This is a genomic window from Bradyrhizobium sp. AZCC 1719 (assembly GCF_036924525.1).
In the GTDB taxonomy this organism is placed as follows: Bacteria; Pseudomonadota; Alphaproteobacteria; order Rhizobiales; family Xanthobacteraceae; genus Bradyrhizobium.
In genome coordinates this window covers 6906304-6931137 of sequence record NZ_JAZHRU010000001.1, presented here as the reverse complement: position 1 = coordinate 6931137, position 24834 = coordinate 6906304, and the positions used below count along the sequence as shown (strand labels likewise).

General features: G+C 63.2%; 19 protein-coding genes and 1 pseudogene. 8 read left to right on the top strand and 12 right to left on the bottom strand.

Features of this window, described 5'->3' with window-relative positions; genetic code table 11:
* The first annotated feature begins 324 nt into the window (after window positions 1–324).
* From V1292_RS32630 to cnbZ, 4 genes and pseudogenes are all read left to right on the top strand, one after another.
* On the top strand, window positions 325–1026 hold the full coding sequence (locus V1292_RS32630) for a TetR/AcrR family transcriptional regulator (protein ID WP_334376652.1): 702 nt from the start codon (window positions 325–327) through the stop codon (window positions 1024–1026).
* A gap of 1 nt (window position 1027) precedes the next feature.
* Window positions 1028–2221, top strand: coding sequence for an efflux RND transporter periplasmic adaptor subunit (locus V1292_RS32625; RefSeq protein ID WP_334376651.1), 1194 nt, complete (start codon window positions 1028–1030; stop codon window positions 2219–2221).
* A 120-nt stretch (window positions 2222–2341) separates the two neighbouring features.
* Window positions 2342–5435, top strand: a pseudogene (locus tag V1292_RS32620) (MexW/MexI family multidrug efflux RND transporter permease subunit).
* Window positions 5436–5557: 122 nt separating this feature from the next.
* Complete coding sequence (gene cnbZ / locus V1292_RS32615; RefSeq protein WP_334376650.1) at window positions 5558–6301, top strand: 2-amino-5-chloromuconate deaminase CnbZ; 744 nt, start codon at window positions 5558–5560, stop codon at window positions 6299–6301.
* 105 nt (window positions 6302–6406) lie between these two features.
* Here cnbZ and V1292_RS32610 read toward each other — a convergent pair whose 3' ends face one another.
* The 12 genes from V1292_RS32610 to V1292_RS32555 all read right to left on the bottom strand — a co-directional run bounded on the left by V1292_RS32610 (window position 6407) and on the right by V1292_RS32555 (window position 20526).
* Window positions 6407–7294 (bottom strand): ABC transporter permease, encoded by an 888-nt coding sequence (locus tag V1292_RS32610; protein ID WP_334376649.1) that lies wholly within the window; start codon window positions 7292–7294, stop codon window positions 6407–6409.
* A gap of 3 nt (window positions 7295–7297) precedes the next feature.
* Window positions 7298–8239, bottom strand: a complete 942-nt coding sequence (locus V1292_RS32605; RefSeq protein WP_334376647.1) for an ABC transporter permease — start codon at window positions 8237–8239, stop codon at window positions 7298–7300.
* Window positions 8240–8423: 184 nt separating this feature from the next.
* On the bottom strand, window positions 8424–9935 hold the full coding sequence (locus V1292_RS32600; RefSeq protein WP_334376646.1) for an ABC transporter substrate-binding protein: 1512 nt from the start codon (window positions 9933–9935) through the stop codon (window positions 8424–8426).
* A gap of 23 nt (window positions 9936–9958) precedes the next feature.
* Window positions 9959–11068, bottom strand: coding sequence for an ABC transporter ATP-binding protein (locus tag V1292_RS32595; protein WP_334376645.1), 1110 nt, complete (start codon window positions 11066–11068; stop codon window positions 9959–9961).
* A gap of 169 nt (window positions 11069–11237) precedes the next feature.
* Window positions 11238–12227: an ABC transporter ATP-binding protein gene (locus V1292_RS32590; RefSeq protein ID WP_334376644.1), complete on the bottom strand. Its 990-nt coding sequence runs from the start codon at window positions 12225–12227 to the stop codon at window positions 11238–11240.
* Entirely contained in the window at window positions 12224–12934 is a 711-nt protein-coding gene (locus tag V1292_RS32585) for a DUF1028 domain-containing protein (protein ID WP_334376642.1), read from the bottom strand. Before V1292_RS32585 ends, V1292_RS32590 begins: the two co-directional genes overlap by 4 nt.
* A gap of 31 nt (window positions 12935–12965) precedes the next feature.
* Window positions 12966–14771: a gamma-glutamyltransferase family protein gene (locus V1292_RS32580; RefSeq protein WP_334376641.1), complete on the bottom strand. Its 1806-nt coding sequence runs from the start codon at window positions 14769–14771 to the stop codon at window positions 12966–12968.
* Window positions 14772–14874: 103 nt separating this feature from the next.
* The gene (locus V1292_RS32575) at window positions 14875–15873 is read right to left on the bottom strand and encodes an ABC transporter ATP-binding protein (RefSeq protein WP_334376640.1); all 999 of its coding nucleotides are present in this window, start codon (window positions 15871–15873) and stop codon (window positions 14875–14877) included.
* On the bottom strand, window positions 15870–16868 hold the full coding sequence (locus V1292_RS32570; RefSeq protein ID WP_334376639.1) for an ABC transporter ATP-binding protein: 999 nt from the start codon (window positions 16866–16868) through the stop codon (window positions 15870–15872). Before V1292_RS32570 ends, V1292_RS32575 begins: the two co-directional genes overlap by 4 nt.
* The gene (locus tag V1292_RS32565) at window positions 16865–17836 is read right to left on the bottom strand and encodes an ABC transporter permease (RefSeq protein WP_334367729.1); all 972 of its coding nucleotides are present in this window, start codon (window positions 17834–17836) and stop codon (window positions 16865–16867) included. The genes V1292_RS32570 and V1292_RS32565 overlap by 4 nt, the downstream gene beginning before the upstream one ends.
* Before the next feature lie 11 nt (window positions 17837–17847).
* A complete protein-coding gene (locus tag V1292_RS32560) occupies window positions 17848–18828 on the bottom strand; it encodes an ABC transporter permease (protein WP_334376638.1) in 981 nt (326 codons plus the stop codon).
* 102 nt (window positions 18829–18930) lie between these two features.
* Window positions 18931–20526, bottom strand: coding sequence for an ABC transporter substrate-binding protein (locus V1292_RS32555; RefSeq protein ID WP_334376637.1), 1596 nt, complete (start codon window positions 20524–20526; stop codon window positions 18931–18933).
* Window positions 20527–20715: 189 nt separating this feature from the next.
* Between V1292_RS32555 and V1292_RS32550 the strand changes: the two genes are divergently transcribed.
* The 4 genes from V1292_RS32550 to V1292_RS32535 all read left to right on the top strand — a co-directional run bounded on the left by V1292_RS32550 (window position 20716) and on the right by V1292_RS32535 (window position 24825).
* Window positions 20716–21969, top strand: a complete 1254-nt coding sequence (locus tag V1292_RS32550; RefSeq protein WP_334376636.1) for an NAD(P)/FAD-dependent oxidoreductase — start codon at window positions 20716–20718, stop codon at window positions 21967–21969.
* 101 nt (window positions 21970–22070) lie between these two features.
* A complete protein-coding gene (locus V1292_RS32545) occupies window positions 22071–22322 on the top strand; it encodes a DUF6489 family protein (RefSeq protein ID WP_065744106.1) in 252 nt (83 codons plus the stop codon).
* Between the two features lie 68 nt (window positions 22323–22390).
* A complete protein-coding gene (locus V1292_RS32540; protein WP_334377231.1) occupies window positions 22391–23125 on the top strand; it encodes an esterase/lipase family protein in 735 nt (244 codons plus the stop codon).
* A gap of 155 nt (window positions 23126–23280) precedes the next feature.
* Window positions 23281–24825, top strand: coding sequence for a WS/DGAT/MGAT family O-acyltransferase (locus tag V1292_RS32535; RefSeq protein WP_334376634.1), 1545 nt, complete (start codon window positions 23281–23283; stop codon window positions 24823–24825).
* Window positions 24826–24834: the final 9 nt, after the last annotated feature.

Sequence of the window (24834 nt, the reverse complement as noted above, 5' to 3'; positions counted from 1 at the left end):
TACTCGTTGGGAAGACGGAAAGGTAAGCGGCCGTCAAATTAGTCGCATTTGCAACTATCTTAGACGCCGCTTTCAAAGCGTCAAGTCGGCGCAGCTTTCAGGCTACACCGTCCAAGCGCCCTGATCCAAAGCGCCTTGATCCAAGCGCCTTGGGGTTGCGATCAATTCGGGATAAGTCTGCAACGCGAGAGCCCGATTTCCCAAAAAATCGTGCTCAAACAAAGCGATGAGGCTGTGTCTTTGACGCCACCCGGTGACGGAATCCGCGTGGTGCGCTGCAATGTATCCTTGACTTCGTCAAGGTGAGTGATTACTCACGCCCCCATGTCTACCCTGCGCATGACCAGTGACTTGCGGCGGCAATTGATCTTGAGCGCCGCCAAGCGATGCTTTGCCCGTCACGGCTTTGCCGGCACCACGACCAAGAGCGTGGCGGCGGCTGCAGCCATTTCGGAAGGGCTGTTGTTCAAGCATTTCCCGTCCAAGGCCGCGCTCTATGCCGAAATCCTCGCCGAGGAGTGCGAGGCCGATCCGGATTTCGCGCACCTGCTCGGCCAGCAGCCCTCAACTGCCACACTGGTCGAACTGGTCAAGAGCATGGTTGGCCATTTCATGGAGGTGTCGGACGGCTCGGATCAGGAGGAAGCGCAGCGGCTGCGGCTGATGACGACCAGCCATCTCGATGACGGCGAATTCGCGCGTTTGCTCTACGACAAGATCTCCGGCCTGATCGGGCCGGTGTTCACAGCATCGATCGAGCGCGCTGTAACGGCCGGCGACGCGACGCGGATCGGCAGCGATCCGCTCAACCTGTTCTGGTTCGCGCACCACACCGTGCTGATGGCGGCGCTGACGAGGCTTCCGCCCGTGCCCTGTCTTTCTTACGGCAACGCCGCCGACCTGGAGCGGCAGTTGTGTCAATTCATCCTGCGCGGCATCGGACTTACCGAAGCCGCAATTGCTTCTCATCTGGACGGCGAGCTGTCACCGAATTCGGGACAATCGGTAACTGCAGAAAGTGCATGACATGAATATCGTGACCGAACACAAGATTTCGGGCAAGCCGATTACCGACAAGCCGCACAAGCGGCCGGTCCGCATGGTGCGGTGGCTCATCATCGTTGGAACGCTGCTGGCCTTGCTGGTTGGCGGCCTGGTCTGGTTCAACTACTTCCGAGGCAAGATGATCGCGCAGTTCTTCGCGACCATGAAGCCGCCGCCGACCAGCGTCAACATCGCCACGGCGACCACTGAGACGATTCCGAATCTTCTGACCGCGGTCGGCGATCTCGCCGCCGTGCACCAGGTCAACGTGACCTCCGACGTCAACGGCCGCATCACCGATATCCAGTTTACGGCGGGCGCCAGCGTGAAGGCAGGCACGCCGCTGGTGCAGCTGTTCGACGGTCCCGAGCAGGGCGACCTTGCCAACTTCAAGGCACAGCAGCGGGTGGCACAGCTCTCGCTGGATCGCGCCAAGCAACTGGCCGAACGTCAGGTTGGACCGCAGGCGACGGTGGACAACGCCCAGGCTGTGTTCGACCAGGCCAGCGCCGGCATTGCCAAAACGGAAGCCATCATCTCGCAGAAGCTGGTACGCGCTCCCTTCGACGGTGAACTCGGTGTTCGCAGGGTCGAAGTCGGACAATATCTGACTGCGGGTACGCAGATCGTCTCGCTGACCGATCTGTCGATGCTGTATGCGAACTTCACCGTGACGGAGAAGGACTCCGGCCAGCTCAAGGTCGGCCAGATCGTTCGGATCGCGGTCGACGCCTATCCGGGCCGCACATTCGAGGGCAAGATCACCACCATCGAGCCGCAGATCGCGGCGGACACGCGCAACATTCGCGTGCAGGCGACGATCCAGAATCCGGACAAGATCCTCAAGCCCGGTATGTTCGCGACCACCACCGTGGTGCTGCCGGACAAGCCGCCGGTCGTCACCGTGCCCGAAACCGCGGTCGACTACACGCTCTATGGCGACTCGGTCTACCTCCTCAGTGAAAAGAAGGAGGAGGACGGCAAGACCAGCCTGATAGCGACGCGCACCTTCGTGCAGACCGGAAAGCGCCTCGAGGGCCGCGCCGAGGTCCTGAAGGGCTTGAAGGAGGGCGACCGCGTCGTGGCGGTGGGACAGCTCAAGCTGCAGTCCGGAGCCCCGGTGACGATTTCGAACGATCCGGTGCCGGCGATTCCGGCGAAGCCGCCGCGCTACTGATACCGCGTTACTGATACATGATGCGGCTCCCTTGAGGAGCCGCGGCGAGAGAAAGATGGGCGGCGGTCTTATGGCTCGGCCGCGCCCCGGAAATGCTGAACCCAGCGGGATGATTTTGCGATGGCCTTCACCGATATCTTCATCAAGCGTCCGGTCCTGTCGGTCGTCGTCAGCCTGCTGATCCTCCTGATCGGTCTGCGCGCCGCCAGCGTGTTGCCGATCCGGCAATATCCGAAGCTGTCGAACACGGTGGTCAACATCACCACCTCATATCCGGGCGCGTCGGCCAACCTGATTCAAGGCTTCATCACCACGCCGATCGAGCAGGCGGTGGCTTCCGCCGAGGGCGTCGACTACATCACTTCCTCGTCGGTGCAGGGCACCAGCACGATTCAGGTCTACATCAAGCTGAATTTCGATCCGAACCAGGCGCTGACCGAAGTTCTCGCCAAGGTGAACTCGGTCAAATACCTGATCCCGAAGGAATCGAACGACCCGGTCATAACCAAGACGACCGGCCAAACCACGGCCGTGATGTATCTGGGCTTCTCCAGCGAAGAACTCTCGGGGTCGGCGATTTCAGACTATCTGACACGCGTGGTGCAGCCGGTGCTGTCGACGGTCGATGGTGTGGCGTCGGCCGACATTCTCGGCGGCCAGACCTTTGCGATGCGGCTCTGGCTCGATCCGGTGCGAATGGCGGGCCGTGGCGTGTCGCCGACCGACGTTTCCGCGGCGATCGCCGCCAACAACTTCCAGGCAGCGGCCGGTCAGTCCAAGGGCTATTTCATCGTCTCGAACGTCCAGACTAATACCGACCTGCGGAACCTCGAGCAGTTCAAGAAGATGATCGTGAAGTCCAAGGACGGCGGCTTCGTGCGGATCGAGGATATCGCAACCGTCGAACTTGCGGCGCAAAGCTCGGACGCAAGCGTCGCGTTTAGCGGCGAGCGCGCGATCTTCATCGGCGTGCAGGCGACCCCGCAAGGCAACCCGCTGACGCTGGTCCAGGGCGTGCGCGCGTTGATGCCGGAGATCGAACGCAACCTGCCGCCATCGATGAAAATGAAAGTGGCCTACGATTCCACCAAGTTCATTCAGTCGTCGATCGACGAGGTGAAGAACACGCTGATCGAGGCCGTGCTGATCGTGGTGGTCGTGATCTTCCTGTTCCTGGCCTCGTTCCGCTCGGTCATCATTCCGGTGGTCACGATTCCGCTGTCGCTGATCGGCGTCTGCAGCCTGATGCTGATGATGGGATTCAGCTTCAATCTTCTGACACTGCTGGCGATGGTGCTGGCGATCGGGCTCGTGGTCGACGACGCCATCGTGGTGGTGGAGAACATCCATCGCCATCTGGAGGAAGGAAAGACGCCGGTGCAGGCGTCGCTGCAGGGCGCGCGCGAAATCGTCGGCCCCGTGATCTCGATGACGATTACGCTGGCCGCCGTGTACGCGCCGATCGGCTTCCTCGGCGGCCTGACCGGTTCGCTGTTCCGCGAATTCGCCTTCACGCTGGCGGGCTCGGTGATCGTGTCGGGCGTGATCGCGTTGACGCTGTCGCCGATGATGTGCTCGGTCCTCCTGAAGAGCGCGGACGAGGGGCGGTTCTCGAGGCTGGTCAACAGGGTGTTCGGCTCAATGACACGCTGGTACGGCCGCCAGCTCGACCGCTCGCTCGACTATCGTCCGATCACCGGCTTGTTCGCGCTGACGATCCTGGGTCTGGTCGGTTTCCTCTACATGAACACCTCCAAGGAGCTCGCGCCCGAGGAGGACCAGGGCATCGTGTTCTCGGTGACCAAGGCGCCGAAATACGCCAACATCGATTATGTCGACTTCTACGGCGACAAGCTCGACAAGGCTTTTGCCAAGTTTCCGGAAACGGACCTGCGCTTCGTCCTCAACGGCATCAACGGCCCGCAGGGCGGCATTGCCGGCATGCTGCTCAAGCCGTGGGACGAGCGTGAGCGATCCTCGATCGCGCTGAAGCCGCTGGTGCAGGCCGAGATCAGCAAGATCGAAGGCGTCCAGGCGTTTGCGTTCAACCTGCCGCCGTTGCCGGGCGGACCGGGTGGCCTGCCGATACAGATGGTGATCAATTCGACCGCCGGCTTCCAGGCCGTCTATGACCAGATGGCGAAGCTGAAGGAAGCCGCACGCAAGAGCGGTATGTTCATCGTCTCGGACAGCGACCTCGAATTCAATCAGCCGGTGGTTCGCGTCTCGATCGACCGCTCCAAGGCGAGCGACCTCGGCATCAACATGTCGCAGGTTGGCGCTACCTTGCAGACGCTGTTGGGCGGCAATTACGTCAACCGCTTCAACCTCGAGGGACGCTCGTATCAGGTGATCCCGCAGGTGTCGCGCGACAAGCGGCTGTCGCCCGAATCGCTTGGCGGTTACTACGTCCCGACCAACACCGGGCAGCTAGTGCCGCTGTCGACCATCGTGTCGATCGAAACCGCCACCGATCCGAATGCGCTGACGCATTACAACCAGCTCAATTCAGCGACGTTCTCCGCGGTGCCGATGCCGGGCGTGACGGTTGGGCAGGCGGTGGATTTCCTGGAGGGCGAAGCGAAGAAGATGCCTGCCGGCTTTGGCCACGATTATCTGGCCGACTCCCGGCAATATGTGCAGGAAGGCAATCAGCTCGCGATCACCTTCGGCTTCGCGCTGATCATCATCTTCCTGGTGCTGGCGGCGCAGTTCGAAAGCCTGCGCGATCCGCTGGTGATCATGATCAGCGTTCCCATGGCGATCGTCGGCGCCTTGATTCCGCTGTTCTTCGGCGGTGGCGACCATCAACATCTACACCCAGGTTGGGTTGCTGACGCTGGTCGGCCTGATCACCAAGCACGGCATTCTGATGGTGGAGTTCGCCAACGAGCTGCAGCTCAAGGAAGGTCTCGACAAGCGTTCGGCGATCGAAATGGCTGCCCGCATCCGGCTGCGGCCGATCCTGATGACGACGGCGGCGATGGTCACCGGTCTGATCCCGTTGCTGACCGCCACGGGCGCGGGCGCTGCCAGCCGGTTCTCGATCGGTCTCGTGGTGGTAGCCGGCATGTCGATCGGCACGCTGTTCACGCTGTTCGTGCTGCCGGCGGTCTATGTCTGGTTGGCCACCGATCACCAGGCCAAGCTCGGCTCCAAGCGGACCAAGGAGATCGCGGATTTCGATCTTGGGTCCGCGCTCAAGCCGACCTGAGCCTTTGTAACTGCAGAATAGCAAGCGGCGGCAGCGGGAAATCGTTGCCGCCGCTTTTTCATGCCGGGAGATGCGACGCCGGTGTGTCTCCATGCTAAAAGATAGAAAAACAGGGAGGCAACATGACAAGCGACTTTCCCGCCGGCAATTACCGCTTCATTCCCGCCGTGTTCCAGTATTCGGGAGGTGTCGCAGCAAATCCCGGATTTGAGATCGAGCGGGTGCGTTTCGACAAATGGCTGCCGCTGGCCGAAGGCTTTGCGCGGATCGCAAAATACATCCAGGCGGCGGGCAGGCCACTGACGTCGTTCTGCGCCTGTGAATTGCGGTCGCCGGCGGCATTCACCGACGAGGGATTCCGCAATTTCAACCTGCACTACGTCAAGACGCTCAGCGAATGGGGCGTCTATGACGGCACGACCAATCCGGTGGCGCGCAGCAATGTCTGTCCGGAGATCGATCCGCCGGCCGAACCGTCATTCTACGCCTTTTCATTCACGCGGCCGAGCCAAAGCCCGGCGCCGAGTTTTGTCATCGCCGGCAGCGGCGAGTCGCAGGAAAGCAACGCGAGCTATGCGGAGCGCACGGTCCGCTACCGCGACACAAGCCCGGACGGCATCGCGGAGAAGGTCCGCTACGTCGCCGGCGTGATGGAGCGGCGCATGGGCGAGTTCGGGTTCGGCTGGAAAGACGCGACGGACGTGCAGACCTACACCATCCACGATTTCCACCACGTCTTTGCCGATGCACTGGTTCGCCGCGGCGCCGCGCGTTCGGGTTTGACCTGGCACTTTGCACGGCCGCCGGTGATCGATCTGGACTACGAGATGGATTGCCGAAGGGTGATGCGGGAGTTGGTTATCTAGACCCTCATCCTGAGGAGCCGCGTAGCGGCGTCTCGAAGGATGAGGCCACAGTGGGGCCGCATGGTTCGAGACGGCGCTTCGCGCCTCCTCACCATGAGGGTCTAATCACCTCTCCCTCGGATCGAGCGCGTCGCGCAAACCATCGCCGACCAGGTTGAACGACAGCACCACGAGAAAGATCGCCAGTCCCGGCCAGACCGCCATCCACGGCGCGTTGGTCAGGAAGCGCTGCGCGGCATTGAGCATGCTGCCCCAGGACGGCGCGGGCGGCTGTTGGCCGAGACCGAGGAACGACAGCGCGGCTTCGGCGATGATGGCAGCCGCTATCGACAACGTCGCCTGCACCAACAGCGCCGGCATGATGTTCGGCAGGATGTGAAACAGCGCGATGCGCCAGCGCGGATTTCCCATGGCGCGCGCGGCCTCGACATAATCCTCGACCTTGACGCTCATCACCTGGCCGCGGGTCAGCCGCACGAAGATCGGCGTCGCCGAGATGCCGATCGCGATCATGGCGTTGCCGAGGCTGGGCCCTAGGAATGCCGCGAGCGCAATCGCCAGGATCAGGAACGGGCAGGCCAGCATCGCATCCGTGATGCGGCTGATCAGGGCATCGATGAAGCCGCCGCGATAGCCCGACAGGAGGCCGAGCGGCACGCCGATCGACAACGCGATCCCGACCGAGATGGCGCCGGCCAGAAGCGATGCCCGCGCGCCGTAGATCACGCGGGCAAGAATGTCGCGGCCGAGCTCGTCGGTGCCGAACCAGTGCAGCGCGGAAGGCGGCTTGCGCACCAGCGACCAGCTTGTCGCGATCGGCTCATAGGGCGAGATCAGCGGCGCAAACAGCGCGAGCAACATGAAGGTTACGATCACGACAAGCCCGGCCACCGCGCCCCTGCGCTTGACCAGCCGGCGCAGCGCGCGCCGCGCCGGGCTCTCCAGTTCGTCGGAGGTAGTTATCTTGATCGCGCCGAGGGCAGCGTCAGTCATGGCTTAGGTCCTCAGCCGCGGATTGACGAGGACGTAGGCGATGTCGGCAATGAGATTGAGCGTGATGTAGATCGTTGCCGTCGTCAGCACGACGCCTTGCACGACGGCATAATCGCGGTTGAAGACCGCGTCGACGATCAGCTTGCCGAAACCGGGAATCGAGAAAATCTGCTCCGTCAATACCGCGCCCGACAACAGCGTGCCCAGCTCGAGCGCGCCGAGCGTAATCACCGGCGTCAGCGCGTTGCGCATGGCGTGCTTGAGAATGACCGAGCGCTCGAGAAGCCCTTTGGCGCGGGCGGTGCGGACGTAATCGCTTTCCAGCACCTGCAGCATGGCGCTGCGGGTATGCCGCATCAGGATCGCGGCGATCGCGTTGCCGAGCACGAAGGCCGGCATGATGGTGGAGGCGATGCTGGCGCGCCAGTTTTCGGTCAGCGGCACATAGCCCGATGCCGGCAGCCAGCCGAGCTGGATCGAGAACAGGAAGATCAGCATGATGCCGAGCCAGAAATTCGGTGTCGAGATCCCCCATAACGCAAAGAAATTGGCGCCATAATCCCAGGCCGTGCCTTTCTTCACCGCTGAAACTATGCCGGCGGGGATCCCGATCAGAAAGGCGATGATGATCGCCATCGACGCAAGCTGCATCGTTACCGGCAGCTTTTGGGCGATCAGTTCGCGCACCGGCACCTTGTTGCGAAGCGACTCGCCGAAATCGCCCGACAGCACGCCCTTGACCCAGTAGACATATTGCACCGGCACCGGCTGATCGAGCCGGTACTGCTCGCGGATCTGCGCAATCACATCAGGATCGCGTTCCTCGCCGGCCATCACCAGCGCCGGATCGCCCGGCAGCAATTGCTGCAACGAAAAGATCAGGATCGAGACAAAGAACAGCGTCGGGATGAGCTGGGCGATCCGGCGCGCGAGGAAATTCAGCATGGCACTATCCGTGTCCCGGGCGCAGCGCAGCGTACCCGGGTCCGCGCTTCGCACGGCCCGAGCACAGGCTCCACGCTGCGCTGCAGAACCGGGACCCCATGCGAGAGGGGCGGTAGGTCCCGGCTCAGCGTTGCACCGCTTTGCGCTGCGACGCGTCCGGGACACGAGACTACACGAGCCACCCTCACTTCAGCTTCAGCCCGACCACGCGAACCAGCCCGTCCGGCATCTGCTTGTAGCCTTCGAGCTTCGTCGTATGCGCGATCAGGATGCGGCGGTGGTAGATGTAGAGCAGCGGCTTCTCCTCCAGCACGATCTTCGCCAGCTTTTCGTAGATCGCCTTGCGCTGCGCCTGATCGGTGACGAGGCGGCCGTCATCGAGCGCCTTGTCGACCTCCTTGTTGGACCAGCCGCTGTAGTTCTGTGGTGCATCGCTCTTCTGGAAGACATAGGAATTGCCGTCAGGATCGATTCTTCCGCTCCAGGCCAGGAGAAAGGCCTGGTATTCTCCGGCCTCGGCCTGTTTCAACGACGTCGCGAACTCGGTGACCCTGAGCTTCATGTCGAAGCCGCTCTCCGCCGCCATCGACTGGATCACCTGAGCCGCCGCTTCGGTTTCCGCGCCCTTCGAGACCATGAAGTCCACGCTGACCGGTGGCGTGACGCCCGCTTCCTTCAGCAGCGCCCTGGCCTTGGCGACATCGCGCTTCGGTATCGGAAAGGCCTTCTGGTAATAGGGATGATCGGGGTTGACCCACTGGTTACCAGGCTTGAACTCGCCGTTGGACACCACCTGGCTGATCGCGTCGCGGTCGAGCGAGAGGTCGAGCGCCTGCCGCACCTTGGCGGACTGGCTGAGCGGCCCCTTGGCCTTGTCCTTGCCGACGTTCAGCGTCACGCCCTGATAGCCGAGCTCGATCGCGCTGGACAATTTCAGCTTCGAGTCCGCCTGCACTTCCTTGAGGTCCGTCGCGAGCACGCGTTCGATCAGGTCGAGCCCACCGGATTTCAGATTGGCCAAGCGGACCGTCGCGTCCACCAGCGGCAGATAGACGATGCGGTCGATATGAATGTTGTCCTTGTTCCAATAGTCGGCGAATTTCTCGAACACCATGCGGTCCTGCTGCACGCGCTCGACGAATTTGTAGGGACCGGCGCAAACCGGACGCAGGCCGAATTTGTCGCCGGCCTCTTTGGCCGCCTTCGGCGATACCATCATTCCGGCGCGATCGGTAAGCTGCGCGACCAGAGGGGAATAGGGCGCCTTCAATGCCAGCCTGATGGTGAGGGGATCGACGACGTCGATATGATCGACGGCTGCCAGTTCCGGTTTGCGGAACGAGCCCTGCATCGTCAGGTGGCGCTCCAGCGAAAACTTTGCCGCCTCCGCATTGAAGGCCTCGCCGTCGTGAAACTTGACGCCGGACCGGAGCTTGATGGTGACTTCCTTGCCGTCGGCCGAGGTCTCGTGGCTCAGCGCGAGCTGCGGCACGATATTGAGCTTCTCGTCGATGTCGAACAGCTTGTCGCAGAACGATGCGAACACGATACGGCCGACGTAAGTGCGGGCCATGGTCGGGTCGAGGATATCGGGGTCCTCGGCGAGCCCGATCCGCAGCGTGGTCTGGGCCTGAACGGTTGCCGGAAGCGACAGCAGCAGCGCCGCCGCGGTGACTGCCAAACGAAAGATTTTCATTGCTGCCATCCCCTTATCCACGATTACACCGCCGTTGGCCGTGTTCCTGATACCTCAACCCCGACGCGGCCTGCACCTTCCGTGCCACCGCTGAAGGCGGCGACCAACTTTTCCAGCACCGGCGAAAATCCGCCATCGGCGGGAACGATGGCCCCGGGCGACGGCAATTCGGCCGTGCGGTGACACGCCGTCGCGTGTCCCGTGTCGTCGGCGAGCAGGGCCGGAATTTCGGTGCGGCAGCGCTCGATGACATAAGGGCAGCGGGTATGAAAGCGGCAGCCGGAGGGCGGATTGAGCGCGCTCGGCATCTCGCCTTCCAGCACGATGCGGCCGCGCCTGGCCTGCGGTTTGGGCACGGGAATCGCCGACAGTAGCGCACGGCTATAGGGATGCCGGGGCGCGGCGAACAGCGCCTCGGCGTCCGCCGTCTCGACGATACCACCGAGATTCATCACGGCGACGCGGTCGGCGATGTGCTTCACGACCGCCAGATCGTGCGAGACGAAGATGTAGGCGAGGCCGAGCCGGTCCTGCAGGTCGCGCAGCAGATTGAGGATTTGCGAGCGGATCGAGACGTCGAGCGCGGAGACCGGCTCGTCGCAGATGATCAGTTTCGGCTCTACCGCCAGCGCTCGCGCAATCGCGATGCGCTGGCGCTGACCGCCGGAAAATTCGTGCGGGTAGCGGCGGGCAAAGCGCGGCTCGAGCCCGACCAGCCGCAACAGCTCTTCGACCCGTTCGCGGCGGCGCGGGGCCGGCACCAGATCGTGCAGCGCCAGCGGCTCGCTCAGAATCTGGCTCACCGTCATGCGCGGGTTGAGCGACGCATAAGGATCCTGGAAGATAATCTGCGCATCGCGGCGGAAGGCGCGCAATTCGTTGGCGCTGAGCGCGCCGAGGTCGCGGCCCTCGAAGCAAACGTTGCCCGCATCCGGCTCGATCAGCCGCAGCACCAGCCGGCTGACGGTGGACTTGCCGCAACCGGATTCGCCGACCAGCGCCAGCGTCTTGCCGGCCTCGACCGTGAAGCTAACGCCGTCGACCGCTTTGACATAAGCGGTGGGTCGGCCGAACACCGATCGTGCGGCGACGAAATGTTTTACGAGGTCTTCGACTTCGAGCAGCGCCGTCATCGCGGGCACCCCTCGTGTCCCGGGCGCAGCGCAGCGCCTCTTGGCGATGCGCCGCAGAACCGGGACCCATGTCGCATGGGACCCCAGATGGGCCCCGGTTCTGCAGCGCAGTGCAGCGCTTCGCTTGCGCTGCACTGCGCCCGGGGAACGAGAGCGGAGAGCGCAGCGATCATGACACCAGCCGCTCCAGCGGTGCGCGGATGCAGCGCGAGGCGTGGCCGGGACTGACTATCGCCAGCGGCGGCGGCGCGGCAACACAAGGTTCAACGACAAAGGGACAGCGCGCGGCGAAGCGGCAGCCGGCGGGCGGGTTCGCCATGTTCGGCACCATGCCCTCGATCGTCGCCAAGTGTTCGGTACGGCGGCCGAGCCGCGGGATCGATCCGAGCAGGCCGACGGTGTAGGGATGCTGCGGGCTGGCGAAGAGTTCGTCGACCGGTGCGCGTTCGACGATCTCGCCGGCATACATCACAGCGACTTCGTCGCAGACTTCGGCGACCACGCCGAGATCGTGCGTGATCAGGATGATTGCGGCACCGCTGGCGGCCTTCAACTCGCGCATCAGATCGAGGATCTGCGCCTGCAGCGTGACGTCGAGCGCGGTGGTCGGCTCGTCGGCGATCAAAAGGCGCGGGTCGCAGGCCAGCGCCATCGCGATCATCACGCGCTGGCGCATGCCGCCGGACAGCTTGTGCGGATATTCGTCGACACGTTTCTCGGGCGAGGGGATGTGCACCTGCCGCAGCAGCTCGATCGCGCGCTCGCGCGCCTGCCGCCGCGACCCGCCGCGATGGCGCAGGATGGTCTCGATGATCTGATCGCCGATGGTGAAGCTCGGATTGAGCGACGTCATCGGCTCCTGAAAGATCATCGCGAGGCGATTGCCGCGCAGATCGCGCAGCGTGTCGTCGGGAATGTCGAGGAGATCAAACCCGTCGAAACGGATCGAACCCGACACCTCAGCGGAACGCCTTGGCAATAATCCCATGACGGCGAGTGAGGTCACGCTCTTGCCGCAGCCGGATTCGCCGACGAGGCCAAGCGTCGCGCCATTGGCCACGCTGAGATCGACACCGTCGACCGCGTGCGTGGTGCGGCCATCGTCGCCGTGGAAAACCACGCGCAGGCCCTCGATTTCGATCAGCGGGTTTGCCGTCATGCCTTGCCCGTCGTCGCCGCGTCGATGCGGGCATCGATGACCGTGCGGTCGGTGATCCCGGCCGGATTTTTGCGCGTCGGCAGGAAGGGGCGGAAATGCACCCAGCGCTCGCGGCTCACCTGTTCGAGACGTTCGAGTTCGGCCAGCGGATCGGTATGGTCGTCGACACGCAGGTCGAGATCGGACCATTCTTCTTCGCCATGGATCAACAGCGCCGCCGATTGCTTGCCGCGCTTGTCGCCGCCGGCGGCTTCGCCGGCCTTCATCGCTACGATCAGCCGCTGCGCAAAGGGAAGGCTGGCATTGGCGACAAAGGCTTTCGCCGTGTCATCGAGCACGGCGGCGCCCGCCAGCATGTTGCCGGCGAGGGAGAAGCCGTCACCCTGGATATGCCCGCACCAGTCGATGCATTCGCGGCCGGTATGCGCTGCGATGCGGCCCTTGATATCCATGACATGAAGTTGGCGGGCCTCGTGTCCATCGTCGGTAACGAGCAGAATGTCCACCACCTCGCGGGGGCTGCGGCCCTCGCGCAACAGCTTCACGCCGTCAATGCCGTAGTAGGGATTGACGAGCGCCTGCGTCGCGATGCCGCCGACGCCGGGCGCGATATGCGGCACGCGCGCGCCGACCGCAAAAAACCTGGTCGCGACCGCGATGCCGATCTGGCCGGTTGAGGAATCACGGGCGATGATCGACCAGGTCATCTTAAACCTTCAAAGTCATCTCAAGTCGCCTCTACCGGCCCGCCGCGTAGCCCTGCATGCCCCTCGGATTGGCAGCAGCGCGACGGCGACGACCGACCTTGGAGGCAGCGGTGAGGCGGCCTTCCGACCATTCGGGACCGATCTCGACGACATGGCCACGGCTCTTCAGCGTATCGACGGTCGCGTTCGGTACGCGGCTTTCGAGCACGAGCACGCCGGGACGCGCGGTGCGCGGCCAGAACGAAATCGGAAAATGTTCGGAGTGCCAGGCGGGTGCGTCGATCGCTTCCTGCAGGTTCAGTTTGGCGTGGACATGCCGCAGGAAGAACTGCGTGGTCCATTGATCCTGCTGGTCGCCGCCGGGCGATCCCCAGGCCATGTACGGCTCGCCGTCGCGCAGCGCCATGGTGGGCGAGAGCGTGGTGCGCGGGCGCTTGCCGGGCGCAAGTGCTGCCGGGTGATCTTCCTCCAGCCAGAACATCTGCGCGCGACTGCCGAGGCAGAAGCCGAGTTCGGGAATGACCGGCGAGGATTGCAGCCAGCCGCCGGACGGCGTCGCCGAGACCATGTTGCCGGCCTGGTCAATGATGTCGAAATGCACGGTGTCGCCGCGCACCTCGCCGAACCGGCCGACGGTCGGCTCGCCCGCGCCCATGGCACCGACCGCCTCGCGATGGCCTTCCGCACGGCGCAGCTTGACGACCGAGCCGAAACCTTCGACCGAGCCGGGGACGAAATCGAGCGAGGCCTTGTCTCTGGAGATCAGCTTGCGGCGCTCGTCATTGTAGGCGTCCGACAAGAGCGTCGCGATCGGGATGTCGGTGAATTTCGGGTCGCCATAAAACTTCTCGCGATCGGCGAAGGCGAGTTTTGCGCATTCGATCTGCAGATGGATGAAGTCGGGCCCGGCAGGGTCGAGCCCGTCGAGCTCAAACCCCTTGAGCAGCGCGAGTTGCTGCAGCATTACCGGGCCCTGGCTCCAGACGCCGGACTTGCAGACGGTGTAGCGGCCGTAATCATAGGTCAGCGGCGCCTCGACGGTCGGCTGCCAGCGTGCCATGTCGTCGGCGCTTAGCACGCCGCGATGCGGTGAGCCGCTGACGTCCATTACTTCCTGCGTGCGGCAGAACTTGTCGATCGCTTCCGCCACAAAACCCTGCGACCAGGACTTTCGCGCGCGCTCGATCTGTGCGATGCGGTCGCCGCCCGCGCTTTCCGCCTCTTTGAGGATGCGGGCGTAGGTTTCGGAGAGCTGCTTGTTGGTGAACAGGGTGCCGGGTCTTGGCACTTCGTTGTTCGGCAGGTAAACCGCCGCCGATGTCGTCCAGTGCTTCCTGAACAACTGCTCGACGACCTGGATCGTTGCGGAAGCGCGCTCGACCAGCGGGTAGCCGTCGCGGGCGTAGGCGATCGCCGGCTCCAGCACATCGCGCAGCCGCATCGTGCCGTAATCGCGCAAGAGCAGCATCCAGGATTCGAACGTGCCGGGCACGCACGCCGCGAGGAGCCCGGTGCCGGGCACCATCTCCAGCCCTTCGCTCTTGTAGTGCGCAATGGTTGCCTTCGCAGGCGCCGGACCCTGGCCGCAGATCACCTCGGTGCGGCCGCGCCTGGTGTCATGCACGATGATCGGCACATCGCCGCCGGGACCGTTCAGGTGCGGCTCCACCACCTGCAGCGTGAAGGCCGTGGCAACGCCGGCATCGAATGCGTTGCCGCCTTTCTCCAGAATGCTCATCCCGACGGCGGTCGCGATCCAGTGGGTCGACGTGACGACGCCAAAGGTGCCTTCGATTTCCGGCCTTGTGGTGAACGGATCGGGACTGATGTTGCTCATGGGAATCCAATGCCGTGCTGGTATCGCGGTGCGTGCGCACTTGACCACAGGCAAGGCTGGATGCCAACCGCTGGGATGCCACGCATTGCACCCATCTCCGTGATCATACCGCGGCGGCAGCCTCAACCGGTTGGTTGACGGCGTGGCAGGCGACCCCGTTGATCAGCTCGGGCGCCTGCCGCCGGCACAGATCGAAGGCGAGCGGGCAGCGCGGGTTGAAGGCACAGCCGGGTGGCGGGTCGATCGGATTTGGGATTTCGCCCTTGACCGGAATGCGCTGCCGGCCGGACATCGCGAGATCAGGAACCGCGCCGAGCAGCATTTTGGTGTAGGGCATTCGCGGATTGGCGAATAATTCGCGGCCCTCGGCGATTTCAACAATACGACCGAGGTACATCACGCCGATGCGCGTCGCCATGTGGCGGACCACGGCGAGGTTATGGCTGATGAGGAGATAGGTCAGGCCGAATTTGTCCTGCAGGTCGCGCATCAGATTGAGGATCTGCGCCTGCACGGAGACATCGAGCGCCGAGGTCGGCTCGTCGCAAACAATGAATTCGGCATCTGACGCCAGCGCGCGCGCAATCGCGATGCGCTGGCGCTGCCCGCCGGAGAATTCATGCGGATATTTCAGGCCGTCGTCGGGATGCAGGCCCACGAGATTCAACAATTCGCCGACGCGAAAGCGGATATCGCGCTCGCCCTGGATCAGGTCGAAGGCACGGATCGGCTCGGAGACGATGGCATCGACCCGGAAGCGGGGATTGAGGCTCGCGTAGGGGTCCTGAAAAATCATCTGGATACGGCGGCGCAACCGCTGCCGCGCCTGCGCCTGCCTGGCATTCGTCATCGAGACGCCGTCGATGATGACTTCGCCCGAAGTCGGCGGCAGAAGTCCCACGACCATCCGTGCCACGGTGGTCTTGCCCGAGCCGGATTCCCCGACGAGCGCAAAAGTCTCGCCCTTCCTGATGTCGAACGTCACGCCGTCGACGGCTTTCAGGAATTCCGGACGGCCGCCTTCCAGCACGCGGTTGAGCCACGGCTTTGAGACGTCGAACACGCGGCGCAAATTCCTCACATCGACAAAGGGCGGGCTCATGCCACGGTCTCCTTCGCCGCTTCATGGGGCGCGGTGTCGAAGAGATGGCAGGCCACGGCGTGCGAACCATGCTTGAGCGGCTCCGGCCGATCGACGCGGCAACGGTCGAACACAAAGGCGCAGCGCGGATTGAATGGGCAGCCCGGCGGGATCGCCGACAGCCGCGGCATCGAACCCGGTATTTGCACCAGCCGCTTGTCTTCGCCGGCGAGCGTCGGGATCGCGCCCATCAGGCCCTTGGCGTAGGGATGCAGCGGGTTCTGCACCACATCCTGCACCGGGCCGATCTCGGCGATCCGGCCCGAATACATCACCGCAACCCGGTCGGAGGTCTCGGCGATCACGCCCATGTCGTGGGTGACCAGCATCACCGCCGTGCCGTGGTCGCGCCCGAGGCGCTTGATCAGCGAGATGATCTGCGCCTGCACGGAAACGTCGAGCGCGGTGGTCGGCTCGTCGGCGATGATCAGTTCCGGCTCGGCGCAGATCGCCAGCGCAATCACGACACGCTGGCGCATGCCGCCGGAGAATTCGTGTGGATAGGCGTCGATGCGCTTGTCCGGAGCCGGGATTCCGACTTCGGCGAGGAGATCGATGGCGCGCTTGCGCGCCGCGGTCTCCGACAGGTTCAAGTGGGTTCGAATCGTCTCGACGATCTGGTCGCCGATCCGGTAGAGCGGATTGAGGCTTGTCAGCGGATCCTGAAAGATCATCCCGATTCGTTTGCCCCGGATACGGCGGATTTCTTCCGGCGGCAGGTGATCGATCCGCGTTCCCGATAGATAGATCTCGCCGCCCGAAATGCGGCCGGGAGGATCGATCAGTCCGATCACGGCCAGTCCCGTGACCGATTTGCCGGCGCCGGATTCGCCGACCACGCCGAGCACTTCGCCCTTGGCGATGTCGAAAGAAACGCCGTTGATTGCGCGCAGCGTGCTGCGGCGGGTGAGGAATTCCACCTCGAGGTTACGCACGGAGAGGACGGGAACGGTCATCGGAGTTTTGGATTAAGCGCGTCGCGCAGCCAGTCGCCGAGCAGGTTGATGGAGAGGATCAGTCCCGCCAGCGCGATGCCGGGAAAGGCGACGATCCACCATTCGCCGGCAAACAGATAGTTGTTGCCGATCCGGATCAGGGTGCCGAGCGAGGGCATGGTGTCGGGCATGCCGGCGCCCAGGAACGACAGTGTCGCCTCGGTGATGATGGCGAGCGCGAGGTTGATGGTCGCGATCACGAGGATGGGGCCCATGGTGTTGGGCAGCACGTGGCGCAGCATGATCTTGGGCGCGGGAAGGCCGATCAGTTGGGCGGCTGCGACATAGTCCTTGTTCTTCTCGACCATGACCGAGCCGCGCACGGTGCGGGCGTATTGTACCCAGAAACTGAGACCGATCGCGACCACCAGCACCGCCAGCGTGCTCACGGCGTCGAGCCGGTTGTTGAACACCGATTTGGCGACGCCGTTGACCAATAGCGCGATCAGGATGGCCGGGAAGGTGAGCTGCACGTCGGCGATGCGCATGATCAGCCCGTCGACCGCGCCACCGACATAGCCTGCAATGAGGCCAAGCGTGATGCCGAGCGTGCCGGCGAAGATAACGCCCAGCACGCCGACTACGAGCGAAATCCGCAATCCGTAGAGGATCGCAGAAAACACGTCGCGACCCTGTTCATCGGTGCCGAGCAGGAACGGGCTCTGGCCCTCGGCGGTCCACAGCGGCGAGATGCGCGAATTCATCAATTGCAGTTGCGCCGGATCGAACGGGTTCTGCACGGCGAGTTGCGATGCAAAGATCGCGAGCAGGAAGAACAGGACGGTGACGGCAGCCGCCACCATCGTCATTCGGGAGCGGCGGAACGAGTAAAAGATGTCGCTGTCGAGCACACGCTTCAGCCAGCTCGCGTTCGAGCGCGCCCGCTGCGGGCTCGACTCTATTCGGTGCGGTACGACGGCGTCAGACATATCAGTCTCGCTTATGCCGGACGGCCGATGGTCGAGCGCAGGCGCGGATCGACGACGGTGTAGAGGATATCGACCACCAGATTGATGGTAACGAAAATCAGCGACACCATCAGCAGATAGGCGGCCATGATCGGGATATCGACATTTTGCACGGCCTGCACGAACAACAATCCCATACCCGGCCACTGGAAGACGGTTTCGGTGATAATGGCAAATGCAATTACCGAGCCAAACTGCAAGCCGGCGACCGTGATGACGGGAACCAGCGTGTTCTTCAGCGCGTGACCGAAATGGATCGCGCGCGTGGTCAGGCCGCGGGCGCGGGCGAAGCGGATGTAGTCGGTGCGGAGCACTTCAAGCATTTCAGCGCGCACCAGCCGCATGATCAGGGTCATCTGGAACAGGCCCAGCGTAATCGATGGCATGATCAGCGCCTTCAGGCCGGAAAGGGTGAGCAGGCCGGTCGTCCACCAGCCGATCCGCACCACGTCGCCGCGGCCGAATGAAGGCAGCCAGCCCAGCGTCACCGAGAACAGATAGATGAGAAGGATGCCGATCAGGAAGGTCGGCAGTGAGATTCCGATCAGCGACACTGCCTGGAAGAACTTTGTCAGAATCGTATCTCGCCGCAGCGCCGAATAGACCCCCATCAGGATGCCGAACACCATGGCGAGAACGGTAGCGCAGGCGGCAAGCTCCAGCGTCGCCGGCATTCGTTCCATCAACAGGTTCGAAACCGGCTGACGGAACTGATAGGAGACCCCGAACTTGAATTGCGCGGCATTGACGAAATAGCGTGCGAATTGCACCGGGACGGGATCGTCTAGCCCGAGCGACTTGCGGACCGCCTCGCGTTCGGCGGCCGGCGTGTCCAATGAGACGATCTGGTTGACGGGATCGCCAGCGAACCGGAACATCGAGAACGCGATGACGCCGACCGCGATCATGACGCCGATGGCCTGGATAGCGCGGCGAAGAGTGAAAGCGAGCATGTATTCCTTTCACTGCTCTCTTGGTGCGGCGGACGTCGCTGTCGCCTGGAAACGAAAGGTCCCGGAAGCCGCTAGAGCCACCGGGACCTGTGTCGAGCCTGACTAATCCTGTTTGGTCGCCCAGTAGAGCAAGACCTGGTTGTCGGCGCGCTGGCTCAGTTTCACTTTCTTCGACACACCCCAGGCCAGCGCCTGCTGGTGCAGCGGGATGTAGCCGACATCCTTGGTGCCGATCTCGAAGGCTTCCTTGATCAGGAGGTCTCGCTTGTTCGTGTCCGATTCCTGCAAGACCTTCTCGGTGAGTGCGTCGACCTTCTTGTTGCAGTAGCCACCGAGATTGGCCTCGCCGCGGTTGGACTTCGGATCGTCGCGACAGCCCATGATGTCATGCAGGACGTTGTGGGAGTCGAGCGTGCCGGGCGTCCAGCCGAGCAGATAGAACGAGGTCTGGTAACCGCCGGGCTTCAGCACCTTGGCGAAATACTGCGCCTTGGGCTGGGCCAGGAGCGTCACCTTGACCCCGATGCGGGCCAGCATGCCGACGACGGCCTGACAGATCGCGGCGTCGTTGACATAACGGTCGTTGGGGCAGTCCATCGTGACTTCGAAACCGTCGGGATAGCCGGCCTCGGTCAGCAGCTTCTTGGCGCCGTCGGGATCGAATTTCGGACGGGTAAAGTCGCCGGACAACTTGAACAATTGCGGCGCGATCATCAGCGCCGAAGGCGTCGCCAGGCCGCGCATGACGCGGGTCTTGATCAGCTCGATATCGACGGCCTTGAAGAAGGCCTCGCGCACCTTGATGTCCTTGAAGGGATTCTTGCCCTTGACGTTGGAGTAGAGCAGTTCGTCGCGGACCTGATCCATGCCGAGGAAGATGGTGCGGAGTTCCGGTCCCTTCAGCACCTGGGCGTTCGGGCTGGAATCCACCCGCGTAATATCCTGGATCGGAACCGGCTCGATGACGTCGACTTCGCCGGACAGCAGCGCGGCAACGCGCGTGGCGTCCGAGCCGATTGGCGTGAAGATGATTTCCTTGAGATTATGTTCGGGCTTGCGCCACCAGTTCGGGTTGGCCTTGAATACGGTCTTGACGCCGGGCTGGTGGCTTTCGACCGAGAAGGCGCCGGTGCCGTTGGCGTTGAGCGAGGCAAAGCTCGGCGTCGTTGCCGCCGCGGGCGTGGGTTCGACGGCGTTGTTAGCCTCGGCCCACTTCTTGCTCATGATGTACCAGGTATCCCATTGCGAATTGAGAATGGGATTGGGCGAGGTCAGGATGAAGTCCACCGTGTGGTCGTCGACCTTGACGACCTTGGTACCGCTGGGAATGCGGGTCTGCAGGTTCGAGCCCTTCTTTTGAACACGTTCCGCCGAGAAAAGCACGTCGTCGGCAGTGAAGGGGTCGCCGTTCTGGAATTTCACGCCCTTGCGCAAATGGAACCGCCAGCGGGTCGGCTCCGGTGTTTCCCATTTCTCCGCCAGAGCGGGGATGATCTTCAGATCCTTGTCGCGGGCGATGAGACCTTCAAAGATGTGACCGAGATGGGCGTGAGTGGTGCTCTCGTTCAGCGTGTAGGGGTCGAGGGACTTGAGGTCGCCCTGGTTGGCATAACGCAGGCTCTGGGCCGATGCCGGCGCCATTGCCGCGGCAAGGATGGAAGCCGTGGCCGCTGCAAGCAAAGTCTGACGTACCGACATTTGTTCGATTTCCCCGCTTTTGATCAGCAATTTCCGCCGGATATTGCCGAGCCATGTTGCCAGAGTCCAGCCACCGCGCAAGCTTCATTATCCCGCACTGCGTGCCGGTTTGCGCGGCGGTGCGGCAATGACTAGTGTCACCTTAAGACGTATGCGCAAGCGCGTTACATTGAACTTTCGGAGTGCCGGATGGCGGAACTGAAGGCCGACGTTCTCGTCCTGGGTGCAGGCATGGTCGGCGTCAGCGCCGCTTTGCACCTGCAAAAACGCGGCCGGAACGTGGTTCTGATCGACCGCCATGATACAGCCGGCGAGGAAACCAGTTACGGCAATGGCGGGCTGATCGAATGCGCCTCGGTCTTTCCCTATATGTTTCCGCGGGACGTGGGCCAGATCCTGCGCTATGCGTTTCTTCGCGCGCCGCAGGTGCATTACCATTTCAGGGATTTGCCGGTCTTCCTGCCGTGGCTGACCCGGTATTTCCTCGCCTCATCACCGGAGCGTGCACTGCACAGCGCAATGGCCGAATTGCCGCTGATCCAGCGCAGCCTGATCGAGCATGAGGCGCTGATTGCGGAAGCCAATGTGCCGGAGCTGTTGCGGCGGACCGGCTGGATCAAACTGTTTCGTTCCGAGGCGACCCTTGCGAATGCGGTGCAAGATCTCAAGCGTGCCGGGGAGCACGGCGTTGCCGGCGAGCTGCTGGATCGGCCTGCGATATCAGCACGCGAGCCGCATCTGACCGGCGATTTCAGCGGCGCGATCCATTTTCCCGCGCCGGGATTTGTGCCCGATCCCGGTGGGCTGGCCAAGGCCTATGCGGCGCTGTTCGGCCGCAAGGGCGGGCGTTACCTGGTCGGCGACGCCCGAACGCTCGAGCAGGCGGGCGGACGGTGGCGGGTGGCGACGCTGGAAGGCACTATTGCGGCGCGCGAAGTGGTGGTGGCGATGGGGCCATGGTCCGACCAGATCCTCGCGCCGCTCGGCTATTCGATCCCGCTTCAGGTCAAGCGTGGTTACCATTTGCATCTCAAGCCGCGCGGCAACGCGGTCTTGAACCATCCCGTGCTGGACACCGATCTCGGCTATCTCCTGGCGCCGATGAACCGCGGCATTCGGCTGACGACCGGCGCCGAGTTTGCCCACCGCGATGCACCACCAACGCCGATCCAGGTCGAGCGGGCGCTGCCGCGGGCGCACCGACTGTTCCCGCTCGGCGAGCCGGTCGACACCAAGCCCTGGATGGGGGCGCGGCCCTGCCTGCCGGATATGCTGCCGGTGATCGGCAAGGCACCCCGCCATGGCGGGCTATGGTTCGATTTCGGCCACCAGCACCACGGCCTGACGCTCGGACCCGCGACCGGCCGCCTGCTGGCCGAAATGATGACCGGCGAGACGCCATTTGCCGATGCCAAGCCGTTTGCCATCGAACGCTTTGGTTGACCATATCGGGAATTGAAGGGACCGGGGACCGGCTCTGGTCCTTGCATGACTCGGTCCGTCGTGTCGATACTGCAGCAAGGGCAGCGCGATAAGGAGCGGTCATGAAAGTTAATGTCGAAATCGATTGCACGCCGCTGGAGGCCAGGCAGTTCTTCGGATTGCCCGATGTCTCGCCGATGCAGACCGCCGTGATGGACAAGATGCAGCAGCAGGTGATGGCCAACATCGAAAAGGTGTCGCCGGAATCGCTGATCCAGAGTTGGTTCACGTTCGATCCCAAGATCGCCGAGCGATTCCAGGATATGTTCGTGACCATGGCCGGGCTCGGCGGCATGGCCAAGAAGGACAAGTGAGAGTGGCCATCGCAGAAAGCGGCGCAGCAACAGAAGAGCAGCGGCTTCGGCCGCCAAGCCTGTTTCTGATGCTGGCCGAGACGCGGGCGCTGTTCGAGCTGAATTCGAGTCTGTTACTGTCGCCGCTCTTGTTGCGTGCGCCGAGGGGCGACGGGCATCCGGTGCTGGCGCTGCCGGGGTTTCTCGCCAGCGATCTATCGATGGCGCCGATGCGGCGCTATCTCAAAGAACTCGGCTACCACACCTATGCCTGGGACATGGGCCGCAATTTCGGCGGCATCGCTTCCAAGCGCGGGGCACTGCAAGCTCTCCTGAGGCGCATCTATGAAGCCACGGGCCGAAAGGTCAGTCTCGTCGGCTGGAGCCTCGGCGGCGTCTATGCGCGCGATCTCGCACTGCAGATGCCGGACATGGTGCGCTCGGTGATCACGCTCGGCAGCCCGTTTGCCAGCGATATCCGCGCGACCAATGCCACGCGGCTCTACGAGGTGCTGTCGGGGGAAACCGTCGACGACAATCCGGAAATCCGCTTGGCCATTGCCGGTGACCTGCCGGTGCCGGCGACCTCGATCTATTCGCGGACCGACGGCATCGTGAACTGGCACACCAGCCTGTTGCGTCCCTCCGCCACGGCCGAAAACATCGAGGTCCACCTTGCCAGCCATATCGGGCTCGGCGTCAACCCCGCAGCATTGTGGGCAGTAGCCGACCGACTGGCGCAAGCGGAAGGCGTGTTTAAGCATTTTGACCGATCAGGACCATTTGCCATTGCCTATGGGCCCCCCGAAAATGCACAATCCTGAATCCACGCCCTGAGCTAAGGGCATGATCGCGAAAGATCCCGTTCTGCAATTGATGCAGGAGGGCTGTCGGTTTTCGGATATGCTCCAATAACAAAGACATTCCAGACGCCAGAAGCGCCGCCAAGGCGCCGCGTTTTCTACTGCGGGAGGAAAATATGGCGGACGCCAAGAAGCTGTCTTCGCTGGACGCGTCGTTTCTGTATCTGGAAACCCCGGAAATGCCGATGCATGTCGGCAGCATGGCGATCTTCCGCCTGCCCGAAGGCTACAAGGGCGACTTCTTCGAAGAGTTCAAGGCGATGATCGCCTCGCGGCTGCACATCGCGCCGATCCTGAAAGCCCGCCTGGAGAAGGCGCCGCTCGACATCGATCATCCGTCCTGGGTCGAGGACGACCAGTTCGATATCGACCGCCACATCTTCCGCGCCAGCCTGCCGGAGCCGCGTGACCGCGCGACGCTGGAGCGCATTGTGGGCTGGATGCATGCCAAATTGCTCAACCGCGCCCGCCCGCTCTGGGAGTTCTATGTCTTCGAAGGCATGAAGGATAACGAGATCGGGCTTTATTCCAAGATGCACCACGCCTGCATCGACGGCGGCGCCGGCGCAGCTCTCACCAGCATGATCTACGACATCACCCCGGTGCCGCGTCAGGTCGATCCGCCCACCGCGCGCAAGGTGGCGCCGGAGCCGCGCGACATCGCCGCCAACCTGATCGATTCCTACCAGCAGCTCTGGACCCAGCCGTTCGACGCCAAAGCCGCGCCAAAGAGCCTCGAACTGCCGCGCACGGGCAAGAGCGATCTCGGCTCGATCTTGTTCGACAACGCCATGTTCCAGATCGAGAGCGCGGTGAAATTCGCCAGCAGCATTCCGACGATGCTCAAGAGCGTGTCAGATGTGGTCGGCAAGGTTTCCGATCCCAAGTCGCGCGACAGCCTTGCCAGCATGGCCTCGCCGCCGACCATCCTCAACAAGACGATCTCGTCGGAGCGCAGCTTTGCCGGCACCTCGATCTCGCTGTCGCGCGCCAAGGCGCTGGCAAAGACGTCCGGCGGCAAGCTCAACGACGTGGTGCTGGCGCTGTCTTCGGGCGTGGTGCGCCGCTACCTGATCAGTCAGGGCGCGCTGCCCAGCAAATCCCTGACCGCAGCGGTGCCGATCTCGCTGCGCGAGGAAGGCAACGCCGACGCCAACAACCAGGTGTTCGGCATGATCTGCGCGATCGCCACCAATGTCGACGATCCCAAGACGCGGCTGGAAACCATCATCGCGCAATCCACCAAGTCGAAGGAGATGTCGCATCCGCTGCGGGCGCTGATGCCGCAAGTCTCCAACCTTTCGATGCTGGGCGCGCCGATCGTGACCCAGATCCTTGCGCTGCTCTACAGCCGCTCCAACCTCTCCGACGTGCTGCCGCCGGCAGCCAACATCACCGTATCAAACGTGCCCGGGCCGCGGCAGACGCTGTATGCCGCCGGCGCCGAGCTGCTGCACATCTTCCCGGTGTCGATCTCGACGCATGGCATCGCGCTCAACATCACCGTGCAGAGCTACCGCGACCAGCTCGATTTTGGCTTCATCGCCGGCGCCAACATCATTCCGCATGTCCAGATTCTCTGCGACATGCTCCCGATCGAATTTGAAGCGCTGGAGGCGGCGTTCGCGCCGCCGCCGAGCATGACCCGCGCCGCTGAATAGGGGGCTGCC

Bases quoted from the DNA above. Each gene is read 5' to 3' on its own strand.
- V1292_RS32630 (WP_334376652.1), top strand. From the start codon at position 325: ATGTCTACCCTGCGCATGACCAGTGACTTGCGGCGGCAATTGATCTTG.
- V1292_RS32625 (WP_334376651.1), top strand. From the start codon at position 1,028: ATGAATATCGTGACCGAACACAAGATTTCGGGCAAGCCGATTACCGAC.
- cnbZ (WP_334376650.1), top strand. From the start codon at position 5,558: ATGACAAGCGACTTTCCCGCCGGCAATTACCGCTTCATTCCCGCCGTG.
- V1292_RS32610 (WP_334376649.1), bottom strand. From the start codon at position 7,294: ATGACTGACGCTGCCCTCGGCGCGATCAAGATAACTACCTCCGACGAA.
- V1292_RS32605 (WP_334376647.1), bottom strand. From the start codon at position 8,239: ATGCTGAATTTCCTCGCGCGCCGGATCGCCCAGCTCATCCCGACGCTG.
- V1292_RS32600 (WP_334376646.1), bottom strand. From the start codon at position 9,935: ATGAAAATCTTTCGTTTGGCAGTCACCGCGGCGGCGCTGCTGCTGTCG.
- V1292_RS32595 (WP_334376645.1), bottom strand. From the start codon at position 11,068: ATGACGGCGCTGCTCGAAGTCGAAGACCTCGTAAAACATTTCGTCGCC.
- V1292_RS32590 (WP_334376644.1), bottom strand. From the start codon at position 12,227: ATGACGGCAAACCCGCTGATCGAAATCGAGGGCCTGCGCGTGGTTTTC.
- V1292_RS32585 (WP_334376642.1), bottom strand. From the start codon at position 12,934: ATGACCTGGTCGATCATCGCCCGTGATTCCTCAACCGGCCAGATCGGC.
- V1292_RS32580 (WP_334376641.1), bottom strand. From the start codon at position 14,771: ATGAGCAACATCAGTCCCGATCCGTTCACCACAAGGCCGGAAATCGAA.
- V1292_RS32575 (WP_334376640.1), bottom strand. From the start codon at position 15,873: ATGAGCCCGCCCTTTGTCGATGTGAGGAATTTGCGCCGCGTGTTCGAC.
- V1292_RS32570 (WP_334376639.1), bottom strand. From the start codon at position 16,868: ATGACCGTTCCCGTCCTCTCCGTGCGTAACCTCGAGGTGGAATTCCTC.
- V1292_RS32565 (WP_334367729.1), bottom strand. From the start codon at position 17,836: ATGTCTGACGCCGTCGTACCGCACCGAATAGAGTCGAGCCCGCAGCGG.
- V1292_RS32560 (WP_334376638.1), bottom strand. From the start codon at position 18,828: ATGCTCGCTTTCACTCTTCGCCGCGCTATCCAGGCCATCGGCGTCATG.
- V1292_RS32555 (WP_334376637.1), bottom strand. From the start codon at position 20,526: ATGTCGGTACGTCAGACTTTGCTTGCAGCGGCCACGGCTTCCATCCTT.
- V1292_RS32550 (WP_334376636.1), top strand. From the start codon at position 20,716: ATGGCGGAACTGAAGGCCGACGTTCTCGTCCTGGGTGCAGGCATGGTC.
- V1292_RS32545 (WP_065744106.1), top strand. From the start codon at position 22,071: ATGAAAGTTAATGTCGAAATCGATTGCACGCCGCTGGAGGCCAGGCAG.
- V1292_RS32540 (WP_334377231.1), top strand. From the start codon at position 22,391: ATGCTGGCCGAGACGCGGGCGCTGTTCGAGCTGAATTCGAGTCTGTTA.
- V1292_RS32535 (WP_334376634.1), top strand. From the start codon at position 23,281: ATGGCGGACGCCAAGAAGCTGTCTTCGCTGGACGCGTCGTTTCTGTAT.